Below are 13,982 nucleotides of genomic sequence, written 5' to 3'. Positions count from 1 at the left end.
GCCCGGACTAACCCATACCGGACTGTGTCTTCGCGCGTCCTCGTTTCCGACGTTAGCGCACGCGGTCTCCGGCGCGCCACACCATTTTCGTCAGCGGCACTCCCGGCCGGTACGCCAGGTGCGTCACCGACGGCGCGTCGAGCACGTGGACGTCCGCCCGCGCACCGGGCCGCAGGTAGCCCACGTCCTCGCGGCGCAACGCCTTCGCCCCGCCCGCCGTCGCGGCCCAGACCGCTTCCTCGATCGTCATGCGCATCTGCAGCACCGCCGTCGCCACGCAGAACGCCATCGACGTCGTGTACGAGCTGCCCGGGTTGGCGTTGCTGGCCAGCGCCACGGTCGCGCCCGCGTCGAGCAGCCGCCGGGCCGGGGCGAGGGGCTGGCGAGTCGACAAATCGCACGCGGGCAGCAAAGTCGCGACGGTTTCCGAGGCCGCCAGGGCTTCGACATCGGCGTCGCTCAGGTAGGTGCAGTGGTCGACGCTCGCCGCGCCGAGTTCCACCGCCAGCCGCACGCCCGGCCCCTCACCGAGCTGGTTGCCGTGCACGCGCAGGCCGAGCCCGCGTTCGGCGGCCGCCTTCAGGACCCGCGACGACTGGGCCTCGTCGAACGCGCCGGTCTCGCAGAAGACGTCCGCCCAGCGCACGCTCCCCGCGACGGCGTCGAGCATCTCGCCGCACACCAGGTCCACATAGGACTCCGCGTCGGCGCCGGGTGGCACGAGGTGCGCGCCGAGGAACGTGACCTCGTCGGCGACCTCCGCGGCGATCCGGGCGCTTCGAGCCTCGTCCGCGACCATGAGCCCGTAGCCCGTCTTGGTCTCCAGACAGGTCGTTCCCTGCTGGGTCGCTTCGTCGACATGGCGACGCAGGTTCGCCGCCAGCTGCTCGTCGGACGCCTCTCGCGTCGCGCCGACGGTGATCGCGATTCCGCCTGCCGTGTAGGGCTTTCCGGCCATCCGAGCCTCGAACTCGGCGGTGCGGTCACCGGCGAAGACGAGGTGTGTGTGGCTGTCGACCCAGCCGGGCAGCACCGCGCGGCCACCGACGTCGACGCGCTCGTCGGCGTCCGGCGCAGCTTTCGCCGAACCCACCCAGGCGACCCGCGAGTCGTCGATGACGAGCGCGGCTTCGGTCAGCCGGCCCAGCTCGGGATCGTTCGACATCAGCTCGCCGATGCCCGTGATCAGGACTGCCACAGTGCCTCGATCTCCTTCGCCAGCAGGGTTTCCGGACGGTCGATCAGGAGGTGCCCACCCTCGCGCACGACCTCTCGTCCGGCGACGACGACGTGCCGGACGTCGGCCGCACCCGCCGCGAACAGGACCCCGGACGGCTCGATCCCGGCCGTCCGGACCGAGTCGAGGCCGACGGTGACGAGGTCCGCGCCGGCACCCGCCTCGAGGCGGCCGACCTCGGGCCAGCCGACGGCCGCGTGGTCGGTGCCCGCTTCGAGAAGTTCTTCGGCCGTGAACCGGCCGCGTTCCTCACTGGCCAGCCGGTCGTCCAGCTCCAGCGCGCGCGTCTCTTCGAAGGCGTCGATGACGGCGTTGCTGTCACTGCCGATGCTCAACCGGACGCCGGCGTCGCGCAGCGCGCGGGCCGGGCCGATGCCGTCGCCGAGGTCGCGTTCAGTGGTCGGGCAGAAGCACGCGCGCGCTCCGCTCAGCCGGTCGATGTCCGACGTCGTCAAGTGGGTGGCGTGCACGGCGACGAGCCGGTCGGTGAGCACCCCGCGGTCGTCCAGCAGCTCCGTCGGGGTGCGGCCGTACGCGCTCAGGCACTGTTCGTTCTCGGCGCGCTGCTCGGAGAGGTGGATGTGCACGACGCGAGAACTGTCCACAAGCGACAGTTGGTCCGCCGGAACCGCCCGCACCGAGTGGATCGCCGCGCCGACCCGGAACAGGTCGCTTTCTTTCAGGTCATCGACGCGCTGGGCCCAAGCCGATGCCGAACCGTCGGAGAACCGGCGCTGGACCTCGTCCGGTTCGACGCCGATGCCGCCCGCGAGGTAACACGTGTCGAGGAGCGTCAGCCGGATCCCGGCGTCCGCCGCCGCCTGGCGCAGGGCCTCCCCCATCGCGTTCGGGTCGGCGTACGGCTTCCCGCCGGGCGCGTGGTGCAGGTAGTGGAACTCCCCGACGCTCGTGTACCCGCCGAGGACCATCTCGGCGTAGACGCCGCGCGCCAGCCGGTAGTACGTGTCCGGGTCTAGCCGCGCGGCCAGCGAGTACATCCGCTCGCGCCACGTCCAGAACGTGCCGCGCTCGTGGTGCGTCCGGCCCCGCAAGGCCCGGTGGAAGGCGTGCGAATGCCCGTTCGCGAACCCCGGCAGTGTCAGTCCACTCAGGACGGTACCGGTCCGTGGCGCACCCGCCGTCACCGACGCGATCCGCCCGTCCGAGACGTCGATCCGCACCCCGGAGGCGATCCCGTCCGGCAGCCAAGCCCGTTCGCACCAATACGTCATCGCGCCAGCTCTCCCAGTGCCGTCGCGAGCGCCTGTGCTCCCGCCTCGACGTCGCCGGCCTCGGCGAACTCCTCCGGCGAGTGGCTGATCCCGGTCGGGTTGCGCACGTAGAGCATCCCCGCCGGGACGAACCCGGCGAGGATCGCGGCGTCGTGGCCGGCGCCGGTCGGCAGCTCCGGCGGCGCGCCGAGCCAGCCGCTCAGATCGCGACGCAAGGCGTCGTCGAACACGACGTCGCCGGAGTACGACTCGCGGGTGATCTCGACCCGGCAGCCCTCCTCCTTCGCCGCGTCCGAGGCCGCCCGGCTGATCTGGGCGACCAGCCCCGGCGTGCCTTCGCCGGGCACCCGCGCGTCCAGCCACAGGTCCACTGTGGATGCGATGACGTTGGTCCCGCCGGGGGTCGGCACGAGCCGGCCGACGGTCGCCCGCGCGTCCGGTACGTTCGCGGCCAGCCGCCGGACGGCCGTGACCGTCGCCGCGGCGGGCAGCATCGGGTCCGTGCGGTCGGCGAGCAGCGTCGCGCCGGCGTGGTTGCCCTGGCCGGTGAAGGAGAACCGCCACCGCCCGTGGGCGATCACCGTGCTGCCGACGGCCACCGGCGAGCCGACGTCGATCAGCCCGCGCCCCTGCTCGACGTGCAGTTCGAGGAACTGCCCGATCCGATCGAGCCGCTCGACGTCCGGGCCGATCCGCGCCGGGTCGACACCGGCCTTTTTGGCCGCTTCGGCGAACGTCACACCGTCGGCGTCCCGCAGGCCGCGTGCCTTGTCGGCGTCGATGGTGCCGGTGAGCAGCCGCGAGCCGAGGCACGGGACACCGAACCGGCCGCCCTCCTCCTCGGCGAACACCACGACGGCGAGCGGCTTGCGCGGCCGAAAGCCTTTGCTCTGCAAGGATTCCACGGCGGCCAGCGCGCTCACCACCCCGAGCGGGCCGTCGAACGCGCCGCCACCCGGCACCGAGTCGAGGTGGCTGCCGGTGACGACGGCGTTGCGCCCCGGCGGCCCCCACCACGCCCAGATGTTGCCGTTGCGGTCGGTCTCGACGTCCAGCCCGAGCCCCAGCGCACGCTCGACGAACCACTCGCGCAGGTCGTGCTCGGGCGCGTCGAAGGCATGACGGGAGTAGCCGCCGCGCTTCGGGTCGCGCCCGACGTCGTCGATCTCTTGCAGCAGCCCGGAGGCGCTCACGCGTCGTTCCGCATCGGGACCCGCACGCCGCGCTCGTCGGCGACGTCGCTCGCACGGTCGTAACCGGCGTCGACGTGCCGGATGACGCCCATGCCCGGGTCGTTGGTGAGCACGCGCTCCAGCTTCTGCGCGGCCAGCGGTGTCCCGTCGGCGACGCTCACCTGGCCGGCGTGGATCGACCGGCCCATGCCGACGCCGCCGCCGTGGTGGATCGACACCCAGCTCGCGCCGGACGAGGTGTTGACCAGCGCGTTGAGCAGCGGCCAGTCGGCGATCGCGTCGGAGCCGTCGGCCATGCCCTCGGTCTCGCGGTACGGCGAGGCGACGCTGCCGGAGTCGAGGTGGTCGCGGCCGATGACGACCGGCGCCTTCAGCTCGCCGCTGGCGACCATCTCGTTGAACCGCAGGCCGGCGAGGTGCCGCTCGCCGTAGCCGAGCCAGCAGATGCGGGCGGGCAGGCCCTGGAAGGCCACGCGCTCGCCGGCGAGCTTGATCCAACGGGCGAGGGATTCGTTCTCCGGGAACAGTTCCAGCATCGCGCGGTCGGTCGCGGCGATGTCTTCGGGGTCGCCGGAGAGCGCGGCCCAGCGGAACGGGCCGTTGCCCTCGCAGAACAGCGGGCGGATGTAGGCGGGCACGAAGCCGGGGAAGTCGAACGCGCGCTCGCAGCCGCCGAGCTTCGCCTCGCCACGCAGGGAGTTGCCGTAGTCGAAGACCTCCGCGCCCTTGTCGAGGAAGCCGAGCATGGCGTCGACGTGGTCGGCCATCGACTCGCGCGAGCGATCGGTGAACTCGTCGGGCTTCTTGGCCGCGTAGTCGTGCCAGTCGTCGACGCTGACGCCCTTGGGCAGGTACGACAGCGGGTCGTGCGCGGACGTCTGGTCGGTGACGATGTCGACCTCGACGTCCCGGCGCAGCAGCTCCGGCAGCACCTCGGCGGCGTTGCCGACGACGGCGACCGACAGCGGCCGCTTCTCCTGCTTCGCCTTGGTGACGCGCGCGATGGCGTCATCGAGGTTGTCGGCGACCTCGTCCAGGTAGCGCGTCTCGACGCGGCGGTGCGCGCGCTGCGGGTCGCACTCGATGACCAGCGCGACGCCGTCGTTCATGGTCACCGCGAGCGGCTGCGCGCCGCCCATGCCGCCGAGGCCGGCGGTCACGGTGAGCGTGCCTTTGAGAGAACCGCCGAACTTCTTTTTGGCGACCGCGGCGAACGTCTCGTACGTGCCCTGGAGGATGCCCTGGGTGCCGATGTAGATCCACGACCCGGCCGTCATCTGGCCGTACATCGTGAGGCCCTGCTGCTCGAGGCGGCGGAACTCCGGCCAGGTCGCCCAGTCGCCGACCAGGTTCGAGTTCGCGATGAGCACGCGCGGGGCCCACTCGTGCGTGCGGAACACGCCGACCGGCTTGCCGGACTGCACGAGCAGCGTCTCGTCGATGTCCAGAGTGGTCAGTTCGCGGGTGATCGCGTCGAAGCTGGCCCAGTTGCGGGCGGCCTTGCCGGTGCCGCCGTAGACGACCAGGTCCTCGGGCCGCTCGGCGACGTCGGGGTCGAGGTTGTTGTGGAACATCCGCAGCGCGGCTTCGGTCTGCCACGACTTGGCGGTGAGCTGGGTGCCGCGGGCGGCACGGACTACGCGGGACATTCTCAGACCTCCAGACGGGCGGCGTCGAGGACGGCGCCGGAGCGGACGAGTTCTTCGGCGGCCGCGATCTCGGGCGCCAGGTGGCGGTCGGGGCCGGGGCCCGCGACCTTCGTGCGGAGCAGGTCCCGGACGCGCCCGGTGACCGGCGACGGCTCGAGCGGCGCGCGGAAGTCCAGCGCCCGGGCCGCCGTCAGCAGCTCGATGGCCAGCACGGTGGTCAGGCCGTCGACGGCCTTGCGCAGCTTTCGCGCGGCCGACCAGCCCATGGAGACGTGGTCCTCCTGCATGGCGCTGCTCGGGATGGAGTCGACGGACGCGGGCACGGCGAGCCGCTTGAGCTCGCTGACCACGGCGGCCTGCGTGTACTGGGCGATCATGTGGCCGGAGTCGACGCCCGGGTCGTCGGCGAGGAACGGCGGCAGGCCGTGCGAGCGCGTCTTGTCGAGCATCCGGTCGGTGCGGCGCTCGGCGATGCTCGCGACGTCCGCGACCGGGATGGCCAGGAAGTCCAGCACGTACGCGACGGGCGCGCCGTGGAAGTTGCCGTTGGACTCGACGCGGCCGTCGGCGAGGACGACGGGATTGTCCACAGCGGACATCAGTTCGCGCCCGCCGACGAGTTCCGCGTGGGCCAGGCTGTCGCGCGCGGCGCCGTGGACCTGCGGGGAGCAGCGCAGCGAGTAGGCGTCCTGGACGCGGTTGCAGTCCGGGCCGCGGTGGCTCTCGACGATCTTCGAGCCCTGCAGCGCTTTCCACATCCGGGCGGCGGACTCGGCTTGCCCGGGGTGCGGGCGCAGCGCCTGGAGGTCGGCGGCGAAGGCGCGGTCGGTGCCGAGCAGCGCCTCGACGCTCATCGCGGCGGTGAGGTCGGCGATGTCGAAGAGCCGGTGCAGGTCGGCGGCGGCGAGCAAGAGCATGCCGAGCATGCCGTCGGTGCCGTTGGTGAGGGCGAGGCCCTCCTTCTCGGCGAGGACGACCGGCTCGATGCCGGCGTGCTTCAGCGCTTCGCCTGCAGGGACGACTTCGCCGCGGTACTCGACTTCGCCCTCACCCATGAGCGCGAGCGCGACGGCGGCCAGCGGCGCGAGGTCGCCGGAGCAGCCGAGCGAACCATACTCGTGCACGATCGGCGTGATGCCGGCGTTGAGCAAGGCCGCAAGCGTTTGCGCGGTGCTCGGGCGAACACCGGTGTAGCCGCTGGCGAGGGTCCGCAGCCGCAGCAGCATCAGCCCGCGGACCACCTCGGTCTCGACGGCCGGCCCGGCCCCGGCGGCGTGCGAGCGGATCAGGCTGCGCTGCAGCGCAGTCCGGCTCTCGACGGGGATGTGACGGGTGGCGAGCGCACCGAAGCCGGTCGAGACGCCGTAGGTGGGCGTGACGGCGTGGGCGAGGTTCTCGATGTGCTGGCGGGTCGCGGCGAGGTTCTTCTCGGCCGCGTCCGTGAGCCCGACGGGCGCGTGGCCGCGGACGACGTCGACGACCTGGGCGGCGGTCAGGGGTTCCGGGCCCAGGAGCACTTTTTCCGGCATGGGCTCATTGGACATCGTCCTTACCGCTGGTGGGATGCCTCAACGGGTGGTTCTGTCTGGTATCCCAGACTCCGGAGTTACCCTGGCCCGAAGCGCCCCAATGTGGCCTTCGGTGCGCTCAACGCACCCAAGGGGCCCTTCGGTGCGTTCAACGCAACCAAGGTGGCCTTGGGGCGCTCGGGAGGTGCGGTGGGCGAGAGCAGTGAGGTTCCGGCGCTGCGCCGCGGCTTGGCGGTGCTGAGCCTGCTGGCGACGCGCCCGGGTCCGGTGACCGCGGCGGCGATCGCCCGGGAGTCGGGTCTCCCCCGCTCGACGACGTATCACCTGCTCAGCGAGCTGGAGGCGGCCGGGTTCGTCGTGCACCTGCCCGCGGAACGCCGCTACGGCCTGGGCATCGCCGCGTTCGAGCTCGGCTCGGCGTACCTCCGCCACGACCCCCTCGAGCGGCTGGCCGGGCCGTTGCTGCGCAAGCTCGTCGACCGCGCCGGCCACACCGCGCACCTGGGCGTGCTGCACGGCAACGAGTCGCTTTACCTGATCAAGGAGCGCCCGGCCCGACCGGAGACGCTGGTGACCGAGGTCGGCGTCCGGCTGCCCGCCCAGCTGACGGCGTCCGGCCGCGCGATCCTGCGGCACCTGCCGGCCCCGCACGTCCGGGCGCTGTTCCCGTCGGCGTCGACGTTCGTGCTCCGCACCGGCCGCGGCCCGCACACCCTCGCCGAGCTACGCCGGACGTTGACGGCGGAGCGCCGCCTGGGCTGGTCGATCGAGGACGGCCACGTGACGGAAGGGTTCGCGTCGGTAGCGGCCCCGGTCTTCGACCACGGCGCCCGCCCACTGGCCGCGATCAGCGTGACCTTGCGCCACCACTGCACGGCCGACCCGTGCGCGGAGACCTGGCCGGACCTGGCAGCCGAGGTGGCGGCGACGGCCGCCGAGCTGACCAGCCGCATCGGCGGCCACCCGGGCTGACTCGCTGGTGCGATCGGGGCAACTGTCACCGAACGGCTCGATTCCACTCCGCTGGGTTATTACCGTTGCCGGATAGCGGTCTCGAGGGGCGCCGGCGATGGATGACGCACGGGTGACGAGGGTGGGGTTCGGCGCGGTCCTGGCCGTCGCCGAGTTTCGCGCGATGTGGGCCGCCGAGCTGCTGTCCGTCTGCGGTGATCAGCTCGCCCGCGTCGCGCTCGCGGTCCTCGTCTACCAGCGCACCAATTCGGCCGCCCTGACCGGCCTGACCTACGCCCTGACGTACGTGCCGTCGCTGCTCGGCGGGATCCTGCTGGCCGGCGCCGGGGACCGGTGGGCGCGCCGGGACGTCATGGTCGTGGCCGACGTGGCCCGCGCCGCGCTGGTCGGCGTCATCGCGATCCCCGGCGTCCCGCTGTGGGTGCTGTGCGTGCTGGTCGCGGTGATGACGGCGCTGGGCGGGCCGTTCAAGGCGGCGCAGCAGGCGCTGCTGCCCACAGTGCTCGAAGGCGAGCGGTACCTGGTCGGGATGGCCCTGCGGAACGTGACGATCCAGGGCGCGCAGCTGGCCGGGTTCGCCGGTGGCGGGCTGCTGATCGCCGCGCTCGCGCCGTCCGCGGCCCTGGCGCTGGACGCGGTGACCTTCGTGCTCTCGGCGATCTTCCTGGTCGCGGGTGTGCGACGACGCGCGGCGGTCGCGCAGGCGGTCCGGCCGGCGTGGCTGTCGACGACCTCCGCGGGCATCCGGCTGATCTGGCGCGACCCGGCATTGCGGACTCTGGTGGCGCTCAACTGGCTGGCCGGGTTCTACGTCGTGCCGGAGGCGCTGGCCGCGCCGTACGCGGCCGGGATCGGCGCGGGCGCGGCGCTGGTGGGGCTGCTCATGGCGGCGGACCCGGCGGGCAGCGTGCTCGGCGGCGTCGTGTTCGGGAAGTGGGTTCCGGAGCGCGTGCAGGTCCGCGTGCTGGGCTGGCTGGGGATCGCGGCCGGGCTACCGCTGATCGTGTTCGTCTTCCGGCCGGGGCTGGTGCTGTCGGTGGTGCTGCTGGCGGCGTCCGGCCTGCTGGCCACGGGCTACAACATCCAGGGCACGGTGTCGTTCATGCGGCGGGTGCCCGACGAGCACCGTGCGCAGTGCGCCGGCGTGAACTCGGCGGGGCTGATCACCGTGCAGGGGATCGGCGCGGCCGCGGCGGGCGGGCTGGCCGACGTGCTGGGCCCGGCGCACACCATCGCCGTGGCCGGGGCGGCGGGTGCCGCGGTGGCCGTGCCGATCGCGAGGGCGTGGCGCCGGGTCGGGCTGGAGGAACCATGACCTCAGTTGTCGCGTCCGCACATGGCGCGCCTCCCTCCGGCACCTCGGGCCGTACCGGCTCCGTCACCGGCCGGACACCATGAGTATGCAGACCGGCGCGGGAACCCCGCGCGGTGTACCACGTTTTCGTGACGTCCTCGTGGCTCCACGGCGGTGGACGCTGTGGCGCCAGGCGCCCCGGGTGATCGTCTACTGCCTGCTGAGCGAAGCGGCGGCGGTGGTCCTGACGCTGCGCCCGTTCCCGGTCGCGGTGGACCGCCGGACGCTGCTGATCCTCGCGGTGCTGCTGGTCCTCGGCGTGATCCAGTCGGAGACGGGCCGCCGGGTCGAGCGCATCCGCCGCCGGGTGTCGGGGACTCCGCACATCAACATGACGTCGGTCTGGACGTTCGCCGGCGTCCTGCTGCTGCCGCCGTCGCTGCTGGCGGTACTGGTCTGCGGCTTGTACGCGCACCTGGCGGTCCGCAGCTGGTACCGCCTGCAGCGGGTGCCGGTGTCGAGGACGGTCAGCAACGCGGCCATCATCCTGCTCTCGTGCTACGCGGCCCAGGCGGTCCTGCGGGTCTCGGGCGCCCCGGACGTGCGCTCGGCCTTCACGCACGGCTGGGCCGGGACGTTCGCGATCGCGGCGGCGGGAGTGACGTTCTTCGCGGTGAACGCCCTGCTGGTGCTCCCGGCCCGCCCCGAGATCGGCCGCACACCGGAGGCGTTGTTCGGCACCTGGTCGGACAACGGCCTGGAGGTGGCGACGCTCTGCCTGGGCGCGCTGAACGCCGTGGCCCTGGCGGTGCTGCCGGGCCTGGTGGTGCTGGTGCTCCCGCCGCTGCTGCTGTTGCACCGGACGGTGCTGGTGAAGCAGCTGGAGGTAGCGGCCCACCGCGACGAGAAGACGGGCCTGTACAACTCGAGCGGCTGGCACGGCCTGGCCGAGCGAACCCTGGCGGCGGCCGCGCGTCAGCATTCGACGTTCGGCTTGCTGATGCTGGACCTGGACCACTTCAAGCAGGTGAACGACACCTACGGCTACCTGGCGGGCGACGCGGTGTTGCGGGCGGTAGCGGAGGCGATCATCTCGGCGGTCCGAGGCCGAGGCGACGCGGTAGGACGCTTCGGCGGCGAAGAGTTCGTAGTCCTGCTGCCGGGCATCACTCACCCGGACATCGGAGCGGTGGCAGAGCGCATCCGCCGGGCGATAACGGCCCTGAAGGTCCCGGTGGGCCAGCTGACGATCACCGGCCTGTCGACCTCGATCGGCATGGCGGTCTACCCCACGGCAGGAACTTCGCTACAGCGCCTGCTGGACGCAGCGGATACCGCGCTGTACCACGCCAAAGCCACAGGTCGAAACAAGGTGGTCCACGTAGCGGACCTGGCCTGATCAGGCGATCTTGTGCCGCCGCCCGGCATCCAACCCGAGCATCGCAAGCAGTTCGGCACACTCCCCGACGTTGGACGAGTGCCCAGCCACGGTAATGACGGCCCGATCGTTCTGTTCGGCAAGCCGAACGGCCTCCTCGGCCCGAATAACTCCCATCCGGCTGTCTTCATCATTGGCGGTCGAGCTGCCGTTGGAACGGGCCCAGGTCATCTGGCCACCTACTTCCGACTCCGCGGGTGCAGAGCCATGGTCGGGCCTCAAGCATGACACTCACAAAAATTTCACCCACAAGTGGGCCCCATCACAAGCCCCAACCACACCCCGTCAAGCCCCACCACAACCCACCCACCCAACCGAGCGAGAGGCAGGGAGGACCAGGTAAACCCACAGTTGAGCGCGACCCTGGCGGCGGGGAGCGACGGTCCGGTCGGAGCGTGTGCGGGGGTTCGGGCGCGGGGTGCGATGCGCAAGCAGCTGGGGCGTAGAGCGCAGCGGTGCTAGTTCGCGGAGTGGCAGCGCGGACGTCACGTGTGAGGTGAGCTGTTCCTTCAGGGCCTTCCGGCACCCCGAAGCTGTCATTGTGACTACGGCCGACAACACCGCATCAAGGCGGGACAGATGCCTTGACCCGGCGCTGCCGGCCGTGTTCTGGCTTCGGATCGGGGTGCGGGGGTCCGGGCACTCGTCGGTGCCTGTTCCCGTGTCGGCTCGGCTTGTGAAGCGACGGCTACGGCGAAGCGCCGGCGCCAGCGCCGCGGTGAAGCGCTGGCGGTGCGCTGGCGAAGCGGCGCTCCGGTGAAGGGCCGGCCAGACCTGCACAAAAGGAGCACGGGGGCGAAGGCCTAAGAAAGGCGCAGGGCGAAGCCCGAGCCAAGAAGGGCCCCGGGGCGAAGCCGAGGAGGGGGCAAGGGGCGAAGCCCCAAGGGCGGGGTCCAGGGGCGAAGCCCCGGAAAGAGGGGGCGAAGCCCCCGACCAAGCAGGGTCCCGGGGCGAAGCCCCCGGGGAGGGGGTCCAGGGGGCGAAGCCCGCCTGGCGGGGGTCTGGGGGTTCGACCCCCAGAGAAGACGAACGAAACAAAGAGAAGGCCCAGCCCCGAAGGGGCGTAGGCCTTCTCGTCGTGGAGGTGCCGGGAATTGAACCCGGGTCCTCTGGCGTATCAACAGGGCTTCTCCGTGCGCAGTCCGCTACGTCTCTACTTGGCCCCCTCGGTCACGCGAACAAGCCGAGGTGACGAGCCCAGCCACTGTTTGCTTCACGACTGTTCCCCGTGGCCGGGACAGTCGCTGAGCCTCCTAGCTGATGCCGGTACCCGGGCCGGAGGCGAACCCGGGCCGACAGAGACGCACTCGCTCAGGCGGCGAGAGCGTACTCGCGCTGACTGGAGTCGGCGCTTATTTGGTTGCGATGACGCTTAACGGTGGTCTCTCGCCTGCACCGGCACGCTTCTCCTGAATCAACGTCCAAAGTCGAAACCGTTCACCCCCTTGGTGGGAACACAACCTGTACATCATAACGCGTCGCGCCAGCTCTTTACTCCAGGTGGGTAGGGCCAGCCCTACCGCGAGGATGCCCGCGCACACCATGTCGGCGACCTGCCGGAACGGCGATCCTGGTGTCCATCGTGGGATGAAGGGAGCCCGGTCATGGGTAGCGAGAGGCGGGATCCGCCGTTCGGTGGGTCGGTGGTGTTCCTGCTGATGAACCTGCCGCTGGGGGTGGCGGCGTTCGTGGTGCTGACGTCGTTCGCGGCGGCCGGGCTGGGGACCGCGGTCGTGTGGGTGGGCGTGGGGCTGCTGGCGCTTCTCGTGCTGGGCGTCCGGGGGGCCGCCCGCATGGAGCGCGCGCGGGTCTACGCGCTGCTGGACCACTACATCGACCTCCCTTACCTGCCGCTGCCCGCGGGCAAGCAGAGCCTGCGGTGGAAGGGGCGGCTGAAGGACCCGTCGACGTGGCGGGACCTGACCTACTTCTTCCTGCTGTTCCCGCTCGGGATCATCGAGTTCGTGCTGGTGACGACGTTCTGGTCGACGAGCTTGGCGCTGGCCGGGCTGCCGATCTACTTCCGGTGGCTGCCGGACGGCGCGTACTACTTCCCGTCGTACGACGTGCGGTGGCTGGCCGTGGATTCGACGGTGGAAGCGCTACCGTGGGCAGCGCTGGGGGTGCTGTTCATCGCGTTGTCGGTGGCGCTGACCAAGGCGCTGGCGGGGGTGCACGTCCGCGTGGCGAACGGGCTGCTGGGGACGACCGTGGCCCAGCGCCGTCGGATGGAGCGCTGGTGGGAAGACGCGGAAGAGAAGAACCTGGTGGCGGGATGACCGAGGCACAACGGCTGGAGCACCCGCGGCCGAACCCGGCTCGCACGATCGTGTACATGATCGTGAGCTTCGTCTTCCGGCTCTTGCAGTTCGTGCTGATCGTGACGGGGATCGCGGTGGGGGTCGGCACCGCGGTGGTGTGGGTCGGGTTCCCGATCCTGCTGGCGACGACGAGCTTCATCCGCTGGTCGGCGGACCGCGAGCGGGCGTGGATGGGCACGATGCTGCGGGTGCCGCTGCCGCCGGTGGAGCGGCGCTCGCAGGAGGGCCTGCCGCTGCTGCGGCGCTGGATGGTGCGGCTGAGCGATCCGACGACGTGGCGTGACCTGGCGTACCTGATGGCGGCGTTCCCGCTGGCGTGCGCGGAGCTCGGGATCGCCATCGCGTCGATCGTGCTGCTGCCGATGGCGATCTGGGTGACGCCGTGGCTGGGCTGGCTGCACGGCGAGCTGGGCATCGCGCTGCTGGGGCCGGACCGCACGGTGCGGCTGGAGCAGAAGGCCGACCGGCTGCAGGCTTCGCGGGCGCGGGGTGTCGACGCGGCCGAGGCGGAGCGGCGACGCATCGAGCGTGACCTCCACGACGGCGCGCAGCAGCGGCTGGTCGCGGTCGCGATGAGCCTCGGGCGGGCGAAGTCGAAGTTCGACCAGGACCCGGACATGGTGCGCGAGCTGATCGACGAGGCGCACTCGGACGCGAAGCTCGCCGTATCGGAGCTGCGGGACTTGGCGCGCGGCATCTACCCGGCGGTGCTCGGCGACCGGGGGCTGGACGCGGCGTTGTCGGCGCAGGCGGCGAAGTCGCCGATCCCGGTGGACGTGACGGTGACCGTGGAGCCGCGGCCGCCGGCCGCGGTGGAGACGACGGCCTACTTCATCGTCGGCGAGACGCTGACGAACATCGCGAAGCACTCCGGAGCGTCCGAAGCGGTCGTGAAGGTGTGGCGGACCGACGACCACGTGGTCGTCGAGATCACCGACAACGGCCACGGCGGCGCCGAGGTGCGTCCCGGCGGCGGGCTGGCCGGCCTGGCCGACCGCGCCGCGACGATCGACGGCGTGATCACGGTCGTCAGCCCGGTCGGCGGGCCGACGGTAATCCGGGCTGACCTCCCCTGCCAGTGGTGAATAGGCTGGACCCCGTTCATCCACGAGCTTGG

At 71.6% G+C, this 13,982-nt stretch carries 11 protein-coding genes and 1 other RNA gene; 5 read left to right on the top strand and 7 right to left on the bottom strand.

Annotated features, from left to right (window positions below):
• Window positions 1–52: 52 nt before the first annotated feature.
• Genes hutI through hutH form a run of 5 tightly spaced genes read right to left on the bottom strand, consistent with a single transcriptional unit; the run spans window position 53 to window position 6,840 of the window.
• Window positions 53–1,198 (bottom strand): imidazolonepropionase, encoded by a 1,146-nt coding sequence (gene hutI / locus AB0M59_RS42760; protein WP_364627264.1) that lies wholly within the window; start codon window positions 1,196–1,198, stop codon window positions 53–55.
• A complete protein-coding gene (locus AB0M59_RS42755) occupies window positions 1,186–2,469 on the bottom strand; it encodes a formimidoylglutamate deiminase (RefSeq protein WP_364627262.1) in 1,284 nt (427 codons plus the stop codon). The genes hutI and AB0M59_RS42755 overlap by 13 nt, the downstream gene beginning before the upstream one ends.
• A complete protein-coding gene (locus tag AB0M59_RS42750) occupies window positions 2,466–3,662 on the bottom strand; it encodes an allantoate amidohydrolase (RefSeq protein ID WP_364627260.1) in 1,197 nt (398 codons plus the stop codon). Before AB0M59_RS42750 ends, AB0M59_RS42755 begins: the two co-directional genes overlap by 4 nt.
• Window positions 3,659–5,311: a urocanate hydratase gene (hutU, locus tag AB0M59_RS42745; protein WP_364627258.1), complete on the bottom strand. Its 1,653-nt coding sequence runs from the start codon at window positions 5,309–5,311 to the stop codon at window positions 3,659–3,661. The genes AB0M59_RS42750 and hutU overlap by 4 nt, the downstream gene beginning before the upstream one ends.
• Before the next feature lie 2 nt (window positions 5,312–5,313).
• Entirely contained in the window at window positions 5,314–6,840 is a 1,527-nt protein-coding gene (gene hutH / locus AB0M59_RS42740; protein ID WP_364627257.1) for a histidine ammonia-lyase, read from the bottom strand.
• 189 nt (window positions 6,841–7,029) lie between these two features.
• On the opposite strand from hutH, the gene AB0M59_RS42735 reads away from it, so the two are divergent.
• The 3 genes from AB0M59_RS42735 to AB0M59_RS42725 all read left to right on the top strand — a co-directional run bounded on the left by AB0M59_RS42735 (window position 7,030) and on the right by AB0M59_RS42725 (window position 10,505).
• A complete protein-coding gene (locus tag AB0M59_RS42735) occupies window positions 7,030–7,812 on the top strand; it encodes an IclR family transcriptional regulator (RefSeq protein WP_364627255.1) in 783 nt (260 codons plus the stop codon).
• Window positions 7,813–7,909: 97 nt separating this feature from the next.
• Window positions 7,910–9,127, top strand: coding sequence for an MFS transporter (locus AB0M59_RS42730; RefSeq protein ID WP_364627253.1), 1,218 nt, complete (start codon window positions 7,910–7,912; stop codon window positions 9,125–9,127).
• Between the two features lie 139 nt (window positions 9,128–9,266).
• A complete protein-coding gene (locus AB0M59_RS42725; protein ID WP_364627251.1) occupies window positions 9,267–10,505 on the top strand; it encodes a GGDEF domain-containing protein in 1,239 nt (412 codons plus the stop codon).
• On the opposite strand, the gene AB0M59_RS42720 is transcribed toward AB0M59_RS42725, so the two are convergent.
• Window positions 10,506–10,715 carry a hypothetical protein gene (locus AB0M59_RS42720; protein WP_364369526.1) on the bottom strand — a complete coding sequence of 70 codons (210 nt, stop codon included), beginning with the start codon at window positions 10,713–10,715 and terminating at the stop codon, window positions 10,506–10,508. It lies immediately after the preceding gene.
• 905 nt (window positions 10,716–11,620) lie between these two features.
• Window positions 11,621–11,989: a transfer-messenger RNA gene (gene ssrA, locus AB0M59_RS42715) on the bottom strand.
• A 159-nt stretch (window positions 11,990–12,148) separates the two neighbouring features.
• Between ssrA and AB0M59_RS42710 the strand changes: the two genes are divergently transcribed.
• Entirely contained in the window at window positions 12,149–12,823 is a 675-nt protein-coding gene (locus AB0M59_RS42710) for a sensor domain-containing protein (RefSeq protein WP_364627250.1), read from the top strand.
• The gene (locus AB0M59_RS42705; protein WP_364627249.1) at window positions 12,820–13,950 is read left to right on the top strand and encodes a sensor histidine kinase; all 1,131 of its coding nucleotides are present in this window, start codon (window positions 12,820–12,822) and stop codon (window positions 13,948–13,950) included. Before AB0M59_RS42710 ends, AB0M59_RS42705 begins: the two co-directional genes overlap by 4 nt.
• The last annotated feature ends 32 nt before the right edge of the window (window positions 13,951–13,982 follow it).

Source organism: Amycolatopsis sp. NPDC051371, assembly GCF_040682155.1.
In the GTDB taxonomy this organism is placed as follows: domain Bacteria; phylum Actinomycetota; class Actinomycetes; order Mycobacteriales; family Pseudonocardiaceae; genus Amycolatopsis.
The sequence above is the reverse complement of the archived record's forward strand: the minus strand, read 5'-3'. Positions and strand labels throughout refer to the sequence as shown.

Excerpts from the sequence above, each read along its gene's own strand:
- AB0M59_RS42755 (WP_364627262.1), bottom strand. The coding sequence starts at position 2,469 with ATGACGTATTGGTGCGAACGGGCTTGGCTGCCGGACGGGATCGCCTCC.
- hutU (WP_364627258.1), bottom strand. The coding sequence starts at position 5,311 with ATGTCCCGCGTAGTCCGTGCCGCCCGCGGCACCCAGCTCACCGCCAAG.
- hutH (WP_364627257.1), bottom strand. The coding sequence starts at position 6,840 with ATGCCGGAAAAAGTGCTCCTGGGCCCGGAACCCCTGACCGCCGCCCAG.
- AB0M59_RS42730 (WP_364627253.1), top strand. The coding sequence starts at position 7,910 with ATGGATGACGCACGGGTGACGAGGGTGGGGTTCGGCGCGGTCCTGGCC.
- AB0M59_RS42720 (WP_364369526.1), bottom strand. The coding sequence starts at position 10,715 with ATGACCTGGGCCCGTTCCAACGGCAGCTCGACCGCCAATGATGAAGAC.
- AB0M59_RS42710 (WP_364627250.1), top strand. The coding sequence starts at position 12,149 with ATGGGTAGCGAGAGGCGGGATCCGCCGTTCGGTGGGTCGGTGGTGTTC.
- AB0M59_RS42705 (WP_364627249.1), top strand. The coding sequence starts at position 12,820 with ATGACCGAGGCACAACGGCTGGAGCACCCGCGGCCGAACCCGGCTCGC.